The sequence below is a fragment of the Autumnicola edwardsiae genome (assembly GCF_031846505.1).
GTDB classification, from domain to species: domain Bacteria; phylum Bacteroidota; class Bacteroidia; order Flavobacteriales; family Flavobacteriaceae; genus Autumnicola; species Autumnicola edwardsiae.
Genome location: NZ_JAVRHP010000006.1, coordinates 46780 through 66662, shown reverse-complemented (window position 1 = coordinate 66662; position 19883 = coordinate 46780). Strand labels below are relative to the sequence as shown.

The window sequence follows — 19883 nt, the reverse complement described above, 5'->3', positions numbered from 1 at the left end:
CCTCATCAACTTTTTTACTGAAGCCGATAATTGCCAATTTTCACCTCTCTTTTAATTTGCTCATTTCCTCTTTCGCTCTTTTCCTTTAAATCATGGTGTTCCGGAAGAAAAATGCAGCTTTTGAATATATGAAGCTTGTTTCTTCCACATCAAATTTTCATAAAAAACCTTTAAACTCTTTCAATTAAAATTATGTTCTGTAATCTTTTACTAAATTTAGTAAAGACTGTGAATTTTTTCTCTTTTAGAAGATACTCTGTAATCTTTTTTCTGAAGTTGAGCTTTTTTATCATTAAAATGTGAATAAACTTCAGGAACTACAATAGGGTATAGTGTTGAAAAAGGCAATTTTCCATTCCCTGTTTTAGCTGAAGTCTTTGGAAAACCGGAATTTCAGAAGAAATAAATAATATATAAACATCCAGAACCAACTTCTTCATCCATGACAAAACAAAATCAACCCAACCAATCTGAACCGGCAGATTTTTCCGTAGAAAAGAGGGAGGTCACGCTAACCATAAATGGTGTAAAACAGGAAATAGCGGTAGAGGTATGGACCTCAATCCTGGATTTGTTACGGGAACATTTGCACTTAACCGGAACTAAAAAAGGCTGTGACCACGGCCAGTGCGGTGCGTGTACAATTCTTCTTGACGGCACAAGGATAAATTCCTGCCTTACACTTGCAGTAATGCATGAGGGGGCAGAAATTACCACTATAGAAGGATTGGCAAAAGGAGAAGAGCTCCATCCTGTGCAGGAGGCGTTTATAGAGCACGATGCTTTCCAGTGCGGTTATTGCACACCGGGACAAATTTGCTCCACAATTGGTCTTATTAAAGAAGGAAAGACCAACAGTCTTGATGATATTCGGGACCTGATGAGTGGGAACATTTGCCGTTGTGGCGCATACAATAATATAACAAAAGTAGTGCAGGAAGCGCTGGAAAAGAGCAGATCATGAGACCATTTTCATTTACAAAAGCCGGGGATAAAGCCACGGCAATTAAAGTAATTTCAGAAGCAGAAGAAGGAAAATTTATTGCCGGTGGCACCAATCTCCTTGACCTGATGAAATTTGATATTATGCATCCCGGGCACCTGGTAGATATTACAGGTGTTGCTGTAAAAAATATTGAAGCACTTGAAGATGGCGGATTGCGACTTGGCGCGCTTGTTTCCAATGCCGACACGGCTTACCATAAAGAAGTGGAAGAACGTTATCCGTTACTTTCCCATGCAATTCTGGCTGGTGCTTCCCCGCAATTAAGGAATAAGGCCACAGATGGTGGGAATTTGTTACAGCGAACGCGTTGCTATTATTTTTATGATCCTGCAACGCCCTGTAACAAGCGGGAACCGGGTACAGGTTGTTCTGCCATTAATGGATATAATCGCTGGCATGCCATTTTTGGGGCAAGTGAGGAATGTATTGCTACGCATCCTTCAGACATGTGTGTGGCACTTGCAGCTCTGGAAGCCAAAGTGCAGGTAACGGGGCCTGATGGCGACCGGACTATTCCTTTTGAAGATTTTCACCGCCTGCCGGGAAATACTCCGGAAAAGGATTCAAATCTTTATGAAGATGAAATGATAACAGCTATAGATCTGCCTCCCAAAGGATTTTCAGAAAACTTTACTTATATAAAAAACCGGGACAGGGCATCTTATTCTTTTGCATTGGTCTCTGTTGCTGTTGGGTTGGATATAAAGGAAGGGAAAATTAAAGAAGTCCGGATTGCTTTGGGTGGTGTGGCTCATAAACCCTGGAGGAACAAAGAAGCGGAAGCTTTGCTGGAAGATAAAAAAGCTACAAAGGAAAATTTTGAAACTGTTGCTGATGCTATCGTGAGTGAAGCAAAAGCTTACAAATACAACGAGTTTAAAATTGAACTTGCGCGGCGTTCTATCGTTCGTGCACTAATGCAGGCTGCTAAAACAGAGGAATAAGATGGCAACAAGTTTTATAGGAAAACCAAAAAATCGTGTAGACGGCAGGGACAAAGTCACAGGGGCCGCCAAGTATACTGCAGAGTTTCACCGGCCAGGTCTTTTGCATGGCGTAGTGGTTTCGGGAACCATAGCAAAAGGACGAATTAAAAATATTGACACAGCGGAGGCATTAGATATTAATGGGGTAGTTGAGGTTTTTACTCATAATAACATTCCCAGCCTCGCCTGGCTGGACCTGAGTTATAAAGACATGGATGCTCCCCCGGGAGATCCTTTTCGGCCTCTCCATAGCGATGAAATTCAGTTTAACATGCAGCCCGTGGCATTGGTGGTAGCAGACTCACTGGAACTGGCGCAATACGCTGCCACGCTGGTAAAGGTAGATTATGAGGTAGAGGAACATCGTACAAAACTTGCAGATAATCTCGCAGATTCTATTGAAGGGAAAGGCTTAAGAGCAGGCTTCACACCTCCCGAATCAATCGGAAATTTTAAAGAAGCTTACGCAGATGCTGAAGTAAAGATTGAGGCGGAATATTCTCACGGGGCAGAACATCACAACCCTATGGAGATGCATGCTTCTACCGTATTTTATGAAGAAGACGGAAGCCTTACAGTTTACGACAAAACTCAGGGAGTACTTAACAGCCAGCATTACATCTCTATGGTTTTTGGATTGTCCAAAAAGAAGGTAAGGGTGCTTTCTCCTTTTGTGGGAGGTGCCTTTGGATCGGCTTTACGACCGCAGTATCAGCTGTTCATGGCTACGCTTGCCGCGCTGCAATTAAAACGATCTGTAAAAGTAGAGCTTACCCGGCCCCAGATGTTTTCTTTTGGTCACCGGCCAATAACCATTCAAAACCTAAAATTAGGTGCAACTACCAAAGGGAAAATTGAAGCCATTAGTCACCAGGCATATTCCGAAACCTCGACCTTCGAGAAATACATTGAAAATATTGTGAACTGGTCTGCAAAATTATATGACTGCGGGAACATAGAACAAATTTATAAAGTGGTGCGCCTGGATGTTTACACTCCGTTGGATATGAGGGCTCCCGGTGGTGCTACAGGAATGTATGCCCTGGAAGCGGCTATGGATGAATTGGCGTATAAACTGAAAATGGATCCGTTGGAACTCAGGCTTAAAAATTATACTGAAGAGGATATGAGCGATGGAAAACCTTTTTCTACAAAGACCCTGCGCGAGTGTTTTAAACAGGGAGCAGAAAGGTTTGGCTGGGAGAAACGAAATCCTGAGCCACGTTCTATGAAAGATGGAAATCATTTTACAGGCTGGGGAATGGCTACGGGAGTATGGGATGCTATGCAGGTGCCGGCGCGGGCGAAAGCCGAATTTTCTGCAGATGGTACACTTACGATAGGTAGCGCCACTGCCGATATTGGAACAGGAACCTATACTATTATGACTCAGATAGCTGCAGAAACGCTGGGGCTTCCTTTGGAAAAAGTCACGGCTGAACTGGGAGATTCAGATCTGCCTTTTGCCTTTATAGAGGGAGGATCATCAACAGCAGCATCAGTAGGATCGGCTGTTCAGAAGGTCTGTAGAAAAATAGCAAAAAAACTGCTGAAAGAAGCCGGAAAAATTAAAGGCTCTCCCTTTAAAGGTGCCGATTTGGAAGATGTGGTTTTTTCAGATGAAAAGATTTCAGATAAAAATGACCCTTCTGTAAACATGACGTTTTCAGAAGTTATGAAATCCCGCCATCTCGAAAAAATTCGGAAAAAATATATGCTGCTTCCAAATATGCTGAAACAAAGGAAGTATAATCGCAATACCCATTCGGCAGTATTTGCAGAAGTAAAGGTAGATGAAGATCTCGGTACCATTAAAGTGACACGGATTGTGAGTGCTATTGATGGCGGCCGTATTTTAAACCTGAAAACCGCTCATAGCCAGATTTTGGGAGGTGTGGTGTGGGGAATTTCGATGGCACTGCATGAAGATTCTTTTATGGATCATAATTTTGGTCGGTTTATAAATCACGATCTTTCCAAATATCATGTTGCGGTAAATGCAGACATGCCCGATATTGATATCCTGTTTGTAGAAGAACCTGATAATGTGGTAAGTTCTGTAGGCGCTAAAGGAATTGGTGAGATTGGACTGGTAGGAGTGGCGGCTGCCATAAGTAATGCGGTCTACCATGCCACCGGAAAACGAATAAGAAGTTTGCCTTTAACCCTGGACAAGGCAATGACAGAAAGAAAAATTTAAAAAATACGTTTATGAAGATTTTAATAACGCTTAGAGTGAACGGAAAGGAACATGAGGTAAATGTAGATCCTCAAACGCCATTGCTCTATGTGCTTAGAAATAATCTGGGGCTCAAGGGGCCTAAATTCGGTTGCGGATTGTCCCAATGTGGTGCCTGTATGGTACTTTTTGACGGAAAAGCCAATCCATCCTGCCTTATTGCCGTAGAACGTGCTGCCGAAATGGAAATAACCACCCTGGAAGGTCTTGGAGATGAAAACGGAAACCTACACAAGGTACAGCAGGCATTTGTTGAAGAACAGGCTGCGCAGTGCGGCTATTGCCTCAACGGGCTGGTCATGGCTTCTGTGGGATTACTGAATGAAAAGCCAAATCCTTCAGATAAGGAAATACAGGCAGGTTTGTACAGGAATATTTGCCGTTGTGGAGTACACGCCAGAGTGATTAGAGCAGTAAAGAAAGCATCGGCTTTATAAAAACAATTTTATGATATTTACCCGACGTGATTTTATTAAACAGCTGGGATTTGTGAGTATAGGTTTTTCTCTTTTAGGAACTGCCTGCATGAGTAATGAAACCGGTGAAAATGTGGCAGAATCTGACGAGTCAAATCGACCTGAAGATATTAATGCATGGCTACGGGTTATGGAAGATGGCAGCATCCTCATTCTCACCGGGAAAATGGAACTTGGGCAGGGCATTAGGATAGCGGTGGCACAGGTGGCTGCAGAAGAACTTAATACGAGTCCCGATCTTGTGGAAGTGAACCTTGCAGAGACGGGGGTTACGGCGAACGAAGGCTACACTGCCGGAAGCCGCTCCATAGAGACCAGTGCCATGTCTATTCGTAATGCTGCCGCCGCAGCCAGGGAAAAATTATTGAACCTGGCATCAGAAAAATGGGGAGTTCCGCAGTCAGAACTCACATTGGAAAATGGAACTATAAGCGGTGGAAATGAAAAGATGAGCCTCTATGAAGTGCTTGAAGGCAGGCAGTTAAGGGAAGAAATAGGACAGCCTTCGGAAATTTACGGGAAAACAAGGCGAAAATATGTAGGGCAACCGGTGCCGCGTAAGGATATATCCCAGATGGTTCGCGGAAACCTGGATTATGTTCAGGATCTTGATTTTCCCGGGATGGTCCATGCCCGTGTTATTCGTCCTTCGGGGTATACTTCAAAGCTTGGTTCTCTGGACGATTCGTCCCTCGAGGGTTTCCCCGGGTTTTTAAAGCTGGTGCGTATCGGCAGTTTTGTTGGGGTTATTGCTGAAGAAGAATATCAGGCGATCAAACTCAGCTGGGAGGTAAATGACCTCGCACAATGGGAGTTGGGGGATGAATTACCTGCAGGTGTGCCGTTAAAAGAACACCTTAAAACACTCGATGCTGAGGTGGAAACAGAAGAAGAAAAAGGAGATTGGGAAAGTGCCATTAAAGAAGCTCCAATTCAACATAAGGCTGCTTATTATAAACCTTACCTTATGCATGCGGCCAATGGCCCTTCCTGTGCAGTCGCTTATTTTGAAGACGAAAAACTGCAGGTATGGAGCCATACGCAGGGAGTTTATCCGCTACGGGAAACTTTGGCGAATCTTCTGGAAATTCCGGAAGCTTCCATTCATGTAAAAGGTGTTCCCGGTTCCGGGTGTTACGGACATAATGGTGCAGATGATGTTGCTGCGGAAGCAGCTTTGCTAGCAGTGGAATTTCCGGGGAGGCACGTGCGCCTGCAATGGATGCGGGACGAAGAACACCGATGGGAGCCTTATGGTACAGCTATGATTATGGAACTTGAGGCGGGATTAAATTCCGATGGAAAAATTCAGGGTTGGAAATACGATTTCTGGTCAGATGGCCACAGCACACGTCCCAATGGAGAACCAAAAACCTTGTTGCCTGCCCGTTTTTTAGACCGCGACCATGGGGTTCCCGGCGTGGGATTTAAGGGTGGGGCAGTCCGCAATTCTAAACCTTACTACGCTATCGACGCGCTTCAAACAACCTCGCATATTTTTCAGGGGCCGCTTCGGAAATCTGCTTTGCGGGCATTGGGTGCCTTCGGAAATATTTTTGCCATAGAGTGCTTTATGGATGAGCTGGCACACAAAGCAGGAAAAGATCCGGTGGAATTTAGATTGGACCATCTCGATGATGAGCGGGCCGTTGCCTGTCTCGATAGAATTAAAAAAATGACTTCCGAAGTAAAAAAAGGAAACGGGGAAGGATTGGGTTATGCCTTTGCGCATTATAAGAATTCGGCTTCCTATTTTGCTGTTGCAGCTCATGTGCAGCTGAATGACAAAGGTATTGTAAAAGTGAAAAAAATGTGGGGAGTAATAGATTCCGGGGAAACGATTAATCCGGACGGGTTAAAGAACCAGACGGAAGGAGGAATGATCCAGGCTGCCAGCTGGGCGCTTCGGGAAGAAGTGCAATTTGATAAAGAACATGTTACCAGCAGGGACTGGCATACATATCCTATTTTTAGATTTGAAGAAATTCCTGAGGTAGAGGTGGAGGTGATAGACCGGGTTGAGGAAAAACCTCTCGGCGCCGGAGAAGCTGCACAGGGGCCATCTGCGGCAGCAGTAGTAAATGCTGTTTTTGACGCCACCGGAGAGCGTATCAGGGATTTGCCGGTGAATCCGGTCGAAAAATATCTTAGGTAGAACGTGTTAAAGTCTATACTTGAAAATTTATATGCAGATAAACCTAAATCTGTTATAAAAATTTCAGAATTTAATTTTTATATTCATATATAAGTTGTTGTAATATTGTGAATTAATTGTTGCATTGCGGGCCTGAGGAGCTTAAAAAGTACTTATTTTATATCCAGATTTTTACTTCAGGGGTTAAATATTTGAAATTCAGGCTTATTACTTCACGAGAAGTTTAATTAAAATTAGTTATTTTTAATACTCTATTCTTAAAACAATCAGTTATGCCGGAATATAATTTAAATGTAAATGGACAATCATTTACTGTAGAAGCAGCTGCAGATACGCCTCTTTTATGGGTGCTGCGAGACCATCTAAGACTTGTAGGTACTAAATATGGCTGCGGGATAGGACAATGTGGTGCCTGTACCGTGCACTTTAACGGTAATGCTATAAGATCCTGTCAAATCCCGGTATCTTCAGTTGAAGATAATGAGATTACTACAATTGAAGGTCTTTCTGAAAATGGAGATCATCCTGTTCAACAAGCCTGGCTTGAGCATGATGTACCACAATGTGGCTATTGCCAGGCTGGCCAAATAATGTCAGCTGCCTCACTGCTAAAAAATAAACCAAGCCCGAGTGATAAAGAGATCGAGAATGCTATGAACGGAAATATTTGCCGATGTGGGACTTATACCCGTATTAAGGCAGCAATTAAAACCGCTTCGAACTCCGGGATAGTCTAAATTAAAACTACAAGAATGAGTAAAGTAAAAACAGGAATAGGTAGAAGATCCTTTATCAAAAGTGTTTCTCTTGCAGGAGGTGGGTTGGTACTGGGCTTTAGCTGGCTTGGATGTGGCCGTGGTACGGAAGAAGCTGAAAAGGAACTGGGGATGCAAATGCCCGATGAGTGGTTTGAATTAAACGGATATCTTAAAATAGGTGATAACGGGGTCGTTACGATCTATTCCCCAAACCCGGAGATTGGTCAAAACGTAAAAACTTCAATGCCCATGCTCGTTGCTGAAGAACTGGATGTGGACTGGAAAAACGTAATAGTAGAACAAGCGCCTCTAAATACGGATGTCTTCTCCAGGCAAATAGCTGGAGGAAGTCAGTCCATCCGTCAGAGCTGGGAGCCGTTAAGAATGGCAGGAGCCACTGCCAGGCAAATGTTACTTACGGCTGCAGCAGGGTTGTGGGATGTCCCGGTGGCAGAACTATCCGTCGAAAAAGGGGTAATAAGGCATGTAGCTAGCGACAGGTCTATGGGTTACGGTGAAATTGCAAAAGCTGCTGCAACAGTAGAGGTTCCTGAAGAAGTGGAGCTTAAACAGAATACTGATTTTAAAATTATAGGTACCTCTCGCAAAAACGTAGATGCAAAAAAAATAGTGACAGGCCAGCCATTATTTGGTCTTGATGTTCATCGTGATGATATGCTTATTGCTATGATTGTACAACCCCCTGCATTTGGACTGGAATACAAATCTATGGATGCCGAAAAGATAAAGGAAATGCCCGGTATAAAAGATGTATTTCCGATAAACACGTATCCGGATGATATGGAAAAAGAATGGAGTGATGTAACTTCTTTTCCGAAACTGGTAGCAGTAGTGGGTGATTCTACCTGGCAGGTAATGCAGGCAAAAAAAGCTTTGGAGGTAGAATGGGACCTGAAACCTGAACTGACAGAAGAAATTGTAATTCTTGAAAAATCACCGGCTTTAAGGGATACCCGTGGATTGGAAAATTCTCAATCCCATAGTTCTTTAATGGCCGAAGCAGGTTCTAAAGAATCTGAAGCAATACGAAAGGATGGAGATCCCGAGGCTGCTTTTAAAAACGCAACGCGGGTTATCGAACGCTCCTACAGCTGCCCCTTCCTTTCACACAACTGTATGGAGCCAATGAACTTTTTTGCTAATGTTACCAATGAAAAGGCAGAATTATTAGGACCTATTCAAACTCCCGAATTTGCTGAGAAGAGCGTTAGCAAGCGGTTAGGTTTAGATCTGGAGAATATAGACGTACAAATGACTCGTATGGGAGGAGGGTTTGGTCGCCGACTCTATGGCAATTTTCTTGTAGAAGCTGCGGTAATCTCTCAAAAAATGGGAGCTCCGGTAAAACTTATATATTCCCGGGAGGATGATATGACCAACGGGGTATATCGCCCTGCTTACCACGTTACCTACCGGGCGGCCCTGGATGGGGATAACAATCTTACCGCCTTTCACGTCAATGCAGGGGGAGTTGGAGAAAGTCCGCTTTTTGCCAATCGTTTTCCGGCGGGAGCTGTAGATAATTACCTTGCCGAAAGCTGGATATTAGATTCTCAAATCTCCATAGGGGCTTTTAGAGCACCAAGATCAAATTTCATTGCGGGAGCAGAACAATCATTTTTAGATGAACTTGCAGAAGAAATGGGAAAAGATCCTATTCAGTTTCGCCTTGATTTGCTGAAACGTGCAAAAAATAATCCTGTAGGGGAAAACAATGATTATGATCCTTCCCGTTATGCCGGGGTTTTGGAATTGGTTAGAGATAAAGCCGATTGGAATAATAACAGCAGCTCTGCTTCAAGCCGGGGTGTCGCTGCCTATTACTGCCATAATTCCTATGTAGCACAGGTTTTGGAAATGAACTTACAAGATAATGAACCGGTCATTGATAAGGTTATCTGTGCAGTAGACTGTGGAATCGTAGTAAACCCAGATGCAGCTAAAAATATGGTAGAAGGTGGAACAATTGATGGAATTGGCCACGCCTTGTACAGCCAGTTGACCTTTGAAGATGGTGTGCCACAACAGAGGAATTTTGATACTTATAAGCTCATTCGCCACCGCCAGGCTCCTAAAAAGATTGATGTACACTTTATTGATAATGGGCAGGATCCCACAGGACTTGGAGAGCCGCCCTCTCCTCCGGTGCAGGGAGCTTTGGCAAATGCATTGTACAAAGCAACAGGACAAAGGATATATAAACAACCCTTTATAAATCAATTGGAAACTAAAAAAGTAGTAGGTTAAGCCTTCCTTATTAGCGGGATTATGACGCACGAGCTTAAAAAGATTATCCAGGCAGGCATCCGTAACAGGGAAAAGGGATTAAAAAGCGTTCTGGCTACAGTCGCGGCCCTGGACGGTTCTTCATACAGGAAGCCGGGCGTGCGAATGTTAATTGCAGAAGATGGTACTATGACAGGAGCTGTAAGCGGCGGCTGCGTAGAAAAAGAAGTCCTGCGACAGTCACAATCGGTTTTTAGTTCAAACCAAGCAAAGGTAATGACGTACGATGGCAGGTATCGTTTGGGTTGCGAGGGCGTTCTTTATATTTTGATTGAGCCGTTTTATATTTCTGAAGACCTTCAGAAGCAATTTCTGAAAAATTTTAAGGATAGAAATAAATTTCTGTTGCGTTCATATTTCAGAAAAGAAGAAGTTCAGGCTTCGGGGATGGGATCTCAGGTTTATTTTGAAAATGGGGAATCGGGGAGCTTTTCAGAAGTAATTACAGTAAACGAAAAGCTTGAAGTTTTCGAACAGGAGATGCAACCTCTTTTCCAGATTATTATAATAGGATCTGAACACGATGCCGTGCAAATGTGTTCTGCCGCTGCATTGATGGGTTGGGAAGTAAAAGTGGTTGCTTCGCCAGAAGATCCACGGGAAAAAGAAAACTTTCCGGGGGCAGGAGAACTGCTGAATATTGCACCCGAAGAAGCAAAAATGCTGACCATAGATAAAGAAACCGCAGTAATCCTGATGAATCATAACTACGCCAGGGATCTTAGGTTTTTGCTGGCTATAAAAGATGAGGATCCGGCCTATATTGGGTTGTTGGGATCTGTTAAACGTAGAGAGCAGCTTTTTAACGAAATAATAGAACTCCATCCCGAAATTGAGACTGATTTCCTGGATAAGATCTACGGTCCTGCCGGTTTGGATATTGGGGCTGTTACCCCACAGGAAATAGCAATTTCCGTTATTTCTGAAATTCTTACAGTAGTTCGCAAAAAAGAAGCGGTTTCACTAAGGCAAAAGCAGGGAAAGATACATTATTAGTTTGGAAAATATAGCAATAGTTATTGTTGCTGCAGGAAGTTCCAGCAGGATGAATACAGCTAAACAGCTGCTGCCCCTGGGAGATACCACGCTGTTGGGAAACGCGGTGGCGCAGGCAAAAAATTCAGATGCAGAGGATGTTTTTATTGTGCTTGGCGCCAATTCTGAAAAAATCAGATTGCAACAGGAGCTTTATGAAGCTGTATTTGTTGAAAATAAAGATTGGAAACAAGGCATAGGCTCTTCCATTGCCGCCGGAATAAAGTATGTTGCTGAAAATGGCAATTTTGAGGGCATCTTATTGATGCTGGGTGACCAGCCTTTAATTGATTCCTCTTACCTTAATCGAATAATTGCCGAATTCAGGAAAGATTCTTCTAAAATTGTTGCCACAAAATATCCGAAATCCAACGGTGTTCCGGCCATTTTTCCGAATAAATATTTTTCGCAGTTATTGCTTCTGAAAGGAGATACGGGTGCGAAATCGTTGCTGAATAGTAAAAAATCTTCTGTTTTAGCCCTGGATGCGGGAATAAAAATCATGGATGTGGACACTCCTGAAGAATATCGTGAGTTTTGCAAAAGGTATCGTGAATAAAGTCTTTTTTCTCTTTTCCGCAGTTCTCAAAAAAAAAGATTTGAAAGAGGGATAAAAACGACTTACGAATTTCCGTATTTACTCGATAATCAAGATTTTAATACTCCCGAGGCTTTCCTCGAAATGGAAAGTTATTTCTTCTTAATGCTTGGCGGGTTGCCCCAAAGCCATTTATTTTTAAAGATCTGCCTCAAAAATGTCAATTTTCGGTGCCTACAGTATAACTAATCCATAACAATGGCTGGTACAGGTATTTACCTTTCTGAAAAAGTTGGATATTATATTGCTGTTAGCATTTTTTCTAAAGCCATGGCTCTGGAACCCTTAATAAGGATGTGACAGTTCTTAAATTCGGTTTCTTCGAGGTGCTTCTTTAAATTTTCGTTGCTCTTAAACTTGATAATCGTACTTTTATTGGTTTTTGTACGATTAAAATTCTCCCCCAGAAGGTAACATTCTGTAAAGCTGCCTTTTTCAAGGATAGCAACAATTTCCTGGTGCTCTTCTTCCGAAGAAGCGCCTATTTCCAGCATATCCCCTAAAATGACAATTTTCGGCTCTGTGGTTTTTATCTCATCAAAGTTAGAAAGGGCGGCCTGCATGCTTGTAGGATTTGCATTGTAAGCATCCATAAAAATTGTGTTGCTTTCTTTCTTAGTGACCTGGGACCGGTTGTTGGATGGGTTGTATTCTGAAATAGCTTCTTTTACTAATTCAAAAGGCACTTTAAAATACAGGCCAATGCTTATTGCTGCGGCAATGTTCTGAGCATTGTGTTTGCCGGTTATTTTGCTCTGAAAAAGGGTGTCGTTGTAGTTTACGCCCGCGTAAGACTGATTGTCTGCATAAGAGAATTGTACTTTAGCATCTTTTGTGGTTCCAAAGGTAAAGGTGTGGTTATAATTTAGTTGTTTGCGTTGAACCACATCGTCGGTATTTAAAAAAAGTAATTTTTTGTTCTTTTTTATATTGGTGTAAAGTTCGCTTTTGGCTTCAATAACACCTTCGATGTTGCCAAAACCTTCTAAATGTGCTTTTCCGAAGTTGGTAATGTAGCCATAATCGGGTGTGGTAATTTTGCTCAGGGTTTCAATCTCCTTTAGATGATTGGCTCCCATTTCCACAATTCCTATTTCCGTATCTTCATCCATAGAAAGTAATGTGAGGGGAACCCCTATGTGGTTGTTGAGATTGCCTCTTGTGGCAACTGTCTTATATTTCTTTGAAAGAACGGTATTCACTAACTCCTTGGTAGTGGTTTTTCCATTGCTTCCGGTAATGGCAATAATGGGCAAATCGAGGTATTTGCGGTGGAAGGATGCCAACTCCTGGAGTGTCTTTAAAACATCTTTTACTATAATGAAGTTGCGGTTCGTAGCGTAAATTTCTTCGTCTACCACGGCTAGCTTTGCACCTTTTTCCAAAGCTTCACGGGCAAACATATTGCCGTTAAAGTTGGGGCCGCTTAAGGCAAAAAAGATACAACCTTCTGATAATTCCCGGGTGTCGATACAAGCTCCTGAGCTTATCAGGAAGTGCTGGTGAATTTGTGCTACGTTCATAAAATAAAGCTATAAAAAAAGCCCTAAAAATTAGGGCTTTATAAGTTTTTTAACCAAATATTCTAATTTCTGGCCGTTTTATTTTCCGTTTTGGATTTAGAACCTACTCTGGACATGGCATTTCTAAACCCAATATAATCTGTAGCCATATCCTGAGGGAAGTACCTTCTTTGTGCCGGATCCAACCAGTAAGCGCGGTCTCTCCACGATCCTCCTTTATAAACTCTTACTTCGTCGCTTATAAGTGTGGTCCTGGTTTCGGTGTCATAACCTCTTTGTGCAACGGTTCCTGTTGTATCGTTAAGTTGCACATTATCATAAGTAGGGGAATTATACATTCTTTTTGAAGGATCTGTTGCATCCTGGAAGGGCTGGTAATATCTCGTGGAGCTTTTATCACCATCCCGGAAATTTCTCTGGTCGCTTTCGGTGAAATTTGTTCTCATGTAAGTATCCTCTTCGGTCACCGGTACCTGGGCAATTTCACCTGGGAGATTTCTGGCTATCAGTTTTCCGTTTGCTAAAGTGTCATAAACCACTTCGTCTGCACCAAGTATTCTTACACTTCCGTCCTCATTAATGGCGTTTTTGGTGTAAACGTTTCCTCTGTAGTAATTAAAGTCGTTAAACTCATCATCTACTATAGGGCGGTACACATCTGCCACCCATTCTGCCACGTTACCGGCCATATCGTAAAGGCCAAAATCGTTGGGAGCGTAAGATTTAATTTCCGCAGTAATATCTGCGCCGTCATCACTCCATCCGGCAATTCCACCATAATCTCCATCACCTTGTTTAAAGTTGGCTAATTGATCACCCTGCCTTTTTACATCACCCGATCTTGTGTACTGCCCGTCCCAAGGATATTTTTTTCTACCTCTGTAGACGTTGTAGTTTCTTATTCCTACTAAGCCAAGCGCAGCATACTCCCACTCTGCTTCAGTAGGCAGCCTGTATTCCGGAGAAAGAAGACCGCTTTCCCGCGAAGCGTAAACTTTCCTTCTTGGGTTTCCTTCGTCGTTGGTATCCTCTAATCTCTCCTGTACTTCTTCACCCTGGCTTAACTCTGCGTTTCCGCCATAGACATTTTCGGGATCGTGGATATATCCTTCAGTATTAAAAAGTTCTCCCGGTCCTGCTTTATATTGTGCGCCTTCTGCAAGATAACCTTCTTCCATTAGCTTCATTTCATTTAACCTTTGAGTCCTCCAGTTGCTAAATTCATCTGCCTGGATCCAGCTTACCCCAACGACAGGATATTCTGCATAGGCAGGGTGGCGCAGGTAGTTGTTTACCATTGTCTCGTTAAAACCTAAGCGGTTTCTCCATACCAAAGTATCGGGAAGTGCTCCTTCATAAATATTTCTGTATCGTTGTTCTGAAGGGGGAGTATGACGCTTTATCCAGGAGAGGTACTCAAGGTACATTTTATTTGTGACTTCAGTTTCGTCCATATAAAAGGACTGTACGTGTTGCTGTGTAGGGGTGTTGTTCCAGTCGTGCATAGGGTCATCCTGGACCCGACCCATTGTAAAAGTTCCTCCCTCTACAAAAACAAGGCCCGGTGCCGTTTCCTGTTCTTTATAATCTGAATTGTATTGGAAACCACCTTCGTCGGAATTAATATCCCAACCGGTGGCACGGGAAGTATTTTTATAATCCCTCGAGTTGTTACAGCTTATCAGACCTACGCCGAAGGCAAATACAAAAAATGCTCTTATAGCAATATCTGTTCTCATGTTCATCATCTCTTTAGATAGATTTTTAGGCTTTGCAATATAGTAATTAACGCTAAATCTGCAAGATTATTTCATTATATTAAAAATGTCCTGAAAATCCTTTAACTGCCTGATGTGCTTGATGCTTACCAACTTTTTAGTAGGTCTGATGAAGCGCTAAAAGTAGTTGCTTTTGGACTTCCGGGCTGCGCAAAAATAACCCTTTTTTCTTTTAGTGCCTTCTTCTGGGTAAAAATAATGACTGGCATAAAAAGGCTGAAGCAATATTTTTTGAATTTAATAGTTATTACTAAGTGCCAGCCTGGATTAACTTGGCTTTTTCAATGGATTAAAGGTTTTGTTTTGTCTCGTTTCCATTGTTTTAATTGTAATTTTGGTAGGAAGGTTCTTTCTTAGCCAGAATTAAAATATATATTTGTTACAGATAATGTTCAGAATGAAAAAAATTACACTTATGCTGGTTGGAGCCAGTTTTTTGTCTGGTCTTTCATCTTTTGCTCAGGAAGAGCGGGACAGGGTAATTACAACCGCAGTTCCTTTTTTGCAGGTTGCGGCAGATGCACGTGCTGCGGGGATGGGTGACCAGGGTGTTGCAACTTCTGTAGATGCTTTTTCCCAACAATGGAACCCTGCAAAATATGCTTTTTCTGAAATGCAGCAGGGGATAGGTGTTTCTTATACTCCCTATCTTAGTAATATAGTAAATGATATTTTCCTCGGTAATTTTAGTTACTTCTATAAGCTGAACGATCGTAGCGCGTTTGCTTCCAGCCTCAGGTATTTTAGTTTAGGATCTATTGAAACGAGAAATACTTTCGAACAGGCCCCGCTGCAATTAAATCCCAATGAATTTACTTTTGATCTGTCCTACTCGCTTAAATTAAGTGAAAATGTTTCTATGGCAGTGGCGGGTAGATACCTGCGATCTGACCTCGGCTTGCAGGATGAAGAAGATGAGCCCGGTTCTAGTTTCGGTGTTGATATTGCGGCTTTTTACCAAAGTGATGTTATCTATATGAATAGCTTCGATGGGCGTTGGAGGCTGGGTGCAAATATTTCAAACATCGGTCCCAAGATAAAGTACGATGATGCGGGACAGGAGAATTTTATACCGACAAATTTTAAAGCAGGAGCCGGGTTTGATTTTATTCTGGATCCGGACAATCGCATAGGAACTTACATTGAGATAAATAAACTGCTGGTGCCAACTCCGCAGGATTTTAACGACGACGGGGATATTGATGCGGAAGATGATATTGAATATAATGATATAGGAGCTATAGAAGGAATCTTCACTTCTTTTGGAGATGCTCCCGATGGTTTTGGAGAAGAATTAAGAGAGGTCACTTTGGCTTTGGGTGCAGAATATATGTACAGGGATGTTTTTGCTTTTAGAGCAGGATATTTTTCTGAAAGTGAAACCAAGGGCTCAAGAAAATTTATTTCTTTTGGAGCTGGTTTTGTCTACGAAATAGTGGATATTGATATTTCTTACCTGTTTTCAACTTCAGATGTGCCGAGCCCGCTGGAGGGAACTTTGCGCTTTGGCCTTACCTTTAATTTTGGCCAGGAATTCGTTAACTAATGCTGAAGAAAATACAATCCCTTAAAAGTATCTTATCCCGATTTGATACTTTTTTTGTTTGAACTAACTTGGGTTTCCAATAAAATGCTATGAAATCTTTAAAAATCACTTCTCACCTGGAAGTTTACGATTCTCTCGACGAGCTGCCCCGGGAAGTCTCTGTGTTAATGCAAGAAGCTTTTGAGGCCAGGGATAATGCCTACGCGCCATATTCTGAATTTAATGTTGGTGCGGCAATTCTTCTGGAAAATGATGAGGTGGTAACAGGAAGTAATCAGGAAAATGCATCTTACCCTTCGGGACTTTGTGCCGAGCGTACGGCATTTTTCTACGCAGGATCAAAATATCCGGGGGTAAAAATGAAGAAAGTAGCTATTTCGGCAAAATCACTTAAGCATATAGTTGCTGCGCCCATTTCGCCCTGTGGTGCCTGCAGGCAGGTAATGGCAGAATATGAGGTGAACCAGGATGCCGCTATTGAGCTGTATTTTATGGGCGAAACAGGAAAAATTTTAAAAGCTAAATCTGTCAGGGATCTGTTGCCATTAATATTCGACAGGAACAGCTTATAAGGTTTTCGTTATTTTTTGCAGCAAAACTGTTTTTCATTCTTGTTGAAAATAGTATTTTTGTTATCCGCTTGGCAAAATCCATGTGTCCGGCCTAAATTTTATACTTTGATATGAAGAAAATCACAAAAGCCACCTACTTAAAGTGGTACGAGGATATGTTATTTTGGCGCAAATTTGAAGATAAACTTGCGCAGGTTTATATTCAGCAGAAGGTTAGAGGTTTCTTACACCTTTATAACGGGCAGGAAGCTATTCTTGCGGGAGCTCTTCACGCTATGGATTTGGAAAAAGATAAAATGATTACTGCTTACCGTAACCACGTGCAGCCTATAGGAATGGGTGTAGACCCTAAAAGGGTAATGGCAGAGCTTTATGGAAAAGGCACAGGTACTTCTCAGGGTCTTGGAGGATCTATGCATATTTTCTCTAAGGAACACAGATTTTACGGAGGTCATGGTATTGTAGGTGGACAAATTCCCCTGGGGGCAGGTCTTGCCTTTGCAGATAAGTATTTCAAAAGAGATGCTGTGACGCTAACTTTTATGGGTGATGGAGCCACGCGCCAGGGAGCACTTCATGAAACGCTTAATATGGCTGTAAAAATGGACCTTCCGGTTGTTTTTTGTGTAGAGAATAACGGGTATGCTATGGGAACATCTGTAGCCCGTACCTCGAAAGGAACAGATATCTGGAAACTTGGGCAGGGTTACGAGATGCCTTGTGGACCTGTAGATGCGATGAATGCAGTAAAAGTTGCTGAAGCTTTAGATGAGGCAATCGACAGGGCGAGAAAAGGAAACGGACCAACTTTTCTTGAATTAAAAACATACAGATATCGTGGGCACTCTATGAGTGATGCCCAAAAGTACCGTACCAAAGATGAGGTGGCCGAGTATCAGAAACTCGATCCTATCACCCAGGTGTTGGATGTTATAAAAGATAAAAAATACGCTTCTGAGAAGGAGATCAAAGAAATAGATAAACGCGTTAAAGATAAAGTATCAGAATGTGAGAAATTTGCTGAAGAGTCAGATTTCCCTGATAAAAATATTATGTACGACGTGGTTTATGAACAGGAAGACTACCCGTTTTTATCACATAAAGTAAACTAAATTATGGCTGAAGTAATTAATATGCCGCGATTGAGCGACACCATGGAAGAAGGTGTTGTGGCACAGTGGCTAAAGAAAAAAGGTGATAAGGTTGAAGAAGGAGATATTCTTGCCGAAATAGAAACCGATAAGGCGACTATGGAGTTTGAATCTTTCTACGAAGGTACCTTGCTCCATATAGGTATTGAAGAAGGTGAAACTGCACCTGTTGATACCCTTTTGGCTATAATTGGTGAAGAAGGGGAGGATATTTCTGACCTTATTAACGGCGGTGGCTCGTCTGATAAGAAAGAAGAGGAATCTTCTGATGATAAAAAGGAGAAATCTAAAGAGGAATCTGAAGAAGATGCTTCAGATGAAGATGATTCTGAAGAAAGTGGTGATGGTGAAATTCCTGAAGGAGTGGAAATCATAAACATGCCCCGCCTTAGTGACACCATGGAAGAAGGAACTGTGGCGAGCTGGCTTAAAAAAGAAGGTGATAAAGTTGAAGAAGGAGATATTCTTGCTGAAATTGAAACCGATAAGGCGACGATGGAATTTGAATCTTTCTATGAAGGAACTTTGCTTAAAATCGGGATCCAGGAAGGCGAAACTGCAAAAGTAGACAGCCTTTTGGCAATTATCGGCCCTGAAGGGACAGATGTTTCCGGAATAAGTGAAGGTGGTGCAAAGAAATCTTCAGGAAAATCTGATAAGAAATCTGATAAAAAAGAAGATAAAACTGCAGAAAAGCAGAAAGATATAGCTGCTACAGAAGAAAAAAGCGCTACAACTTCAGAATCTAAAGACGGCGGAAGAATTTTTGCTTCTCCGCTAGCCAAGAAAATGGCTGAAGAAAAAGGAATTGATCTTTCAAAAGTAGAAGGTTCCGGAGAAAACGGAAGAATTGTTAAGAAAGACATCGAGTCTTACAAACCTTCAGAAAAATCTGCTGAGCAAACGCAGGGTACTGCAGGTAGCGAAGAGCAAAGAGCTTCTGTACAGCCTTATGTTCCTGCCGGCGAAGAAAGTTTTGAGGAAGTGAAGAATTCTCAGATGCGTAAAGTGATTGCCAAGAGGTTAGGTGAATCTAAATTTACCGCTCCGCATTATTACCTTACTATAGAGGTGGATATGCAAAACGCGATGGCTTCCCGTAAGCAGATTAACGAAATGCCAGATGTAAAGGTTTCCTTTAACGATATGGTGATTAAGGCAAGTGCAATGGCGCTTAGAAAACATCCGCAGGTAAACAGCCAGTGGACCGGTGAGTCTATGAAACTTGCAAAACATATCCACATGGGTGTGGCCGTTGCAGTAGAAGAAGGGCTTGTGGTACCTGTGCTTAAATTTGCAGACCAGATGTCTATGACGCAAATTGGCGGTAACGTGAAAAACCTTGCCGGTAAGGCCAAGAACAAAAAGCTACAGCCTCAGGAGATGGAAGGCAGTACTTTTACAGTTTCTAACCTTGGAATGTTCGGGATTGTAGAATTTACAAGTATTATTAATCAGCCGAATTCCGCTATTCTTTCCGTAGGAACGATTGTAGAGAAGCCGGTGGTTAAAAACGGACAAATTGTAGTTGGAAACACCATGAAGCTTACCTTAGCCTGTGACCACAGAACTGTGGATGGAGCTACGGGAGCGGCTTTCCTTCAAACATTAAAAACATATATGGAGAACCCGGTAACTATGTTGGCATAACACCGGCTTTTTTCAATAAACACTATTAAAATCCCACACTAAGTGGGATTTTTTTATCTTTAGCGCCAACGGGTTTTAAACGGCCGCATCATTAACTATAGGT

The 19883-nt window shown here is 42.2% G+C and carries 15 protein-coding genes; 13 read left to right on the top strand and 2 right to left on the bottom strand.

Annotation, left to right across the window (positions count from 1 at the left end; translation table 11 throughout):
• The first annotated feature begins 442 nt into the window (after positions 1–442).
• The 9 genes from RM529_RS02455 to RM529_RS02415 all read left to right on the top strand — a co-directional run bounded on the left by RM529_RS02455 (position 443) and on the right by RM529_RS02415 (position 11521).
• Entirely contained in the window at positions 443–964 is a 522-nt protein-coding gene (locus RM529_RS02455) for a (2Fe-2S)-binding protein (protein WP_311483160.1), read from the top strand.
• Positions 961–1950, top strand: a complete 990-nt coding sequence (locus RM529_RS02450) for an FAD binding domain-containing protein (RefSeq protein WP_311483159.1) — start codon at positions 961–963, stop codon at positions 1948–1950. The genes RM529_RS02455 and RM529_RS02450 overlap by 4 nt, the downstream gene beginning before the upstream one ends.
• A 1-nt stretch (position 1951) precedes the next feature.
• Positions 1952–4192: a xanthine dehydrogenase family protein molybdopterin-binding subunit gene (locus tag RM529_RS02445; protein ID WP_311483158.1), complete on the top strand. Its 2241-nt coding sequence runs from the start codon at positions 1952–1954 to the stop codon at positions 4190–4192.
• A gap of 11 nt (positions 4193–4203) precedes the next feature.
• Positions 4204–4668: a (2Fe-2S)-binding protein gene (locus RM529_RS02440; protein WP_311483157.1), complete on the top strand. Its 465-nt coding sequence runs from the start codon at positions 4204–4206 to the stop codon at positions 4666–4668.
• A gap of 10 nt (positions 4669–4678) precedes the next feature.
• Entirely contained in the window at positions 4679–6862 is a 2184-nt protein-coding gene (locus RM529_RS02435; protein WP_311483156.1) for a xanthine dehydrogenase family protein molybdopterin-binding subunit, read from the top strand.
• Between the two features lie 272 nt (positions 6863–7134).
• The gene (locus tag RM529_RS02430; RefSeq protein ID WP_311483155.1) at positions 7135–7599 is read left to right on the top strand and encodes a (2Fe-2S)-binding protein; all 465 of its coding nucleotides are present in this window, start codon (positions 7135–7137) and stop codon (positions 7597–7599) included.
• A gap of 15 nt (positions 7600–7614) precedes the next feature.
• On the top strand, positions 7615–9888 hold the full coding sequence (locus RM529_RS02425; RefSeq protein ID WP_311483154.1) for a xanthine dehydrogenase family protein molybdopterin-binding subunit: 2274 nt from the start codon (positions 7615–7617) through the stop codon (positions 9886–9888).
• Between the two features lie 21 nt (positions 9889–9909).
• Positions 9910–10923 carry an XdhC family protein gene (locus RM529_RS02420; protein WP_311483153.1) on the top strand — a complete coding sequence of 338 codons (1014 nt, stop codon included), beginning with the start codon at positions 9910–9912 and terminating at the stop codon, positions 10921–10923.
• Between the two features lies 1 nt (position 10924).
• Positions 10925–11521 (top strand): nucleotidyltransferase family protein, encoded by a 597-nt coding sequence (locus tag RM529_RS02415; RefSeq protein WP_311483152.1) that lies wholly within the window; start codon positions 10925–10927, stop codon positions 11519–11521.
• 278 nt (positions 11522–11799) lie between these two features.
• Here the strand turns inward: RM529_RS02415 and RM529_RS02410 are convergent, their stop codons facing one another.
• Together RM529_RS02410 and gldJ are read right to left on the bottom strand one after the other, a co-directional pair.
• A complete protein-coding gene (locus tag RM529_RS02410; protein WP_311483151.1) occupies positions 11800–13083 on the bottom strand; it encodes a UDP-N-acetylmuramoyl-tripeptide--D-alanyl-D-alanine ligase in 1284 nt (427 codons plus the stop codon).
• Between the two features lie 62 nt (positions 13084–13145).
• Positions 13146–14828: a gliding motility lipoprotein GldJ gene (gldJ, locus tag RM529_RS02405; protein WP_432264523.1), complete on the bottom strand. Its 1683-nt coding sequence runs from the start codon at positions 14826–14828 to the stop codon at positions 13146–13148.
• 430 nt (positions 14829–15258) lie between these two features.
• Between gldJ and porV the strand changes: the two genes are divergently transcribed.
• The 4 genes from porV to RM529_RS02385 all read left to right on the top strand — a co-directional run bounded on the left by porV (position 15259) and on the right by RM529_RS02385 (position 19780).
• Positions 15259–16407, top strand: coding sequence for a type IX secretion system outer membrane channel protein PorV (gene porV, locus RM529_RS02400; RefSeq protein ID WP_311483150.1), 1149 nt, complete (start codon positions 15259–15261; stop codon positions 16405–16407).
• An 89-nt stretch (positions 16408–16496) separates the two neighbouring features.
• Positions 16497–16979 (top strand): cytidine deaminase, encoded by a 483-nt coding sequence (cdd, locus tag RM529_RS02395; protein ID WP_311483149.1) that lies wholly within the window; start codon positions 16497–16499, stop codon positions 16977–16979.
• A gap of 110 nt (positions 16980–17089) precedes the next feature.
• Positions 17090–18091 (top strand): pyruvate dehydrogenase (acetyl-transferring) E1 component subunit alpha, encoded by a 1002-nt coding sequence (pdhA, locus tag RM529_RS02390; RefSeq protein ID WP_311483148.1) that lies wholly within the window; start codon positions 17090–17092, stop codon positions 18089–18091.
• A gap of 3 nt (positions 18092–18094) precedes the next feature.
• Positions 18095–19780 carry a pyruvate dehydrogenase complex dihydrolipoamide acetyltransferase gene (locus RM529_RS02385; RefSeq protein WP_311483147.1) on the top strand — a complete coding sequence of 562 codons (1686 nt, stop codon included), beginning with the start codon at positions 18095–18097 and terminating at the stop codon, positions 19778–19780.
• Positions 19781–19883 lie beyond the last annotated feature (103 nt).

Excerpts from the sequence above, each read along its gene's own strand:
- RM529_RS02455 (WP_311483160.1), top strand. The coding sequence starts at position 443 with ATGACAAAACAAAATCAACCCAACCAATCTGAACCGGCAGATTTTTCC.
- RM529_RS02450 (WP_311483159.1), top strand. The coding sequence starts at position 961 with ATGAGACCATTTTCATTTACAAAAGCCGGGGATAAAGCCACGGCAATT.
- RM529_RS02445 (WP_311483158.1), top strand. The coding sequence starts at position 1,952 with ATGGCAACAAGTTTTATAGGAAAACCAAAAAATCGTGTAGACGGCAGG.
- RM529_RS02440 (WP_311483157.1), top strand. The coding sequence starts at position 4,204 with ATGAAGATTTTAATAACGCTTAGAGTGAACGGAAAGGAACATGAGGTA.
- RM529_RS02435 (WP_311483156.1), top strand. The coding sequence starts at position 4,679 with ATGATATTTACCCGACGTGATTTTATTAAACAGCTGGGATTTGTGAGT.
- RM529_RS02430 (WP_311483155.1), top strand. The coding sequence starts at position 7,135 with ATGCCGGAATATAATTTAAATGTAAATGGACAATCATTTACTGTAGAA.
- RM529_RS02425 (WP_311483154.1), top strand. The coding sequence starts at position 7,615 with ATGAGTAAAGTAAAAACAGGAATAGGTAGAAGATCCTTTATCAAAAGT.
- RM529_RS02420 (WP_311483153.1), top strand. The coding sequence starts at position 9,910 with ATGACGCACGAGCTTAAAAAGATTATCCAGGCAGGCATCCGTAACAGG.
- RM529_RS02410 (WP_311483151.1), bottom strand. The coding sequence starts at position 13,083 with ATGAACGTAGCACAAATTCACCAGCACTTCCTGATAAGCTCAGGAGCT.
- gldJ (WP_432264523.1), bottom strand. The coding sequence starts at position 14,828 with ATGAACATGAGAACAGATATTGCTATAAGAGCATTTTTTGTATTTGCC.
- porV (WP_311483150.1), top strand. The coding sequence starts at position 15,259 with ATGAAAAAAATTACACTTATGCTGGTTGGAGCCAGTTTTTTGTCTGGT.
- cdd (WP_311483149.1), top strand. The coding sequence starts at position 16,497 with ATGAAATCTTTAAAAATCACTTCTCACCTGGAAGTTTACGATTCTCTC.
- pdhA (WP_311483148.1), top strand. The coding sequence starts at position 17,090 with ATGAAGAAAATCACAAAAGCCACCTACTTAAAGTGGTACGAGGATATG.
- RM529_RS02385 (WP_311483147.1), top strand. The coding sequence starts at position 18,095 with ATGGCTGAAGTAATTAATATGCCGCGATTGAGCGACACCATGGAAGAA.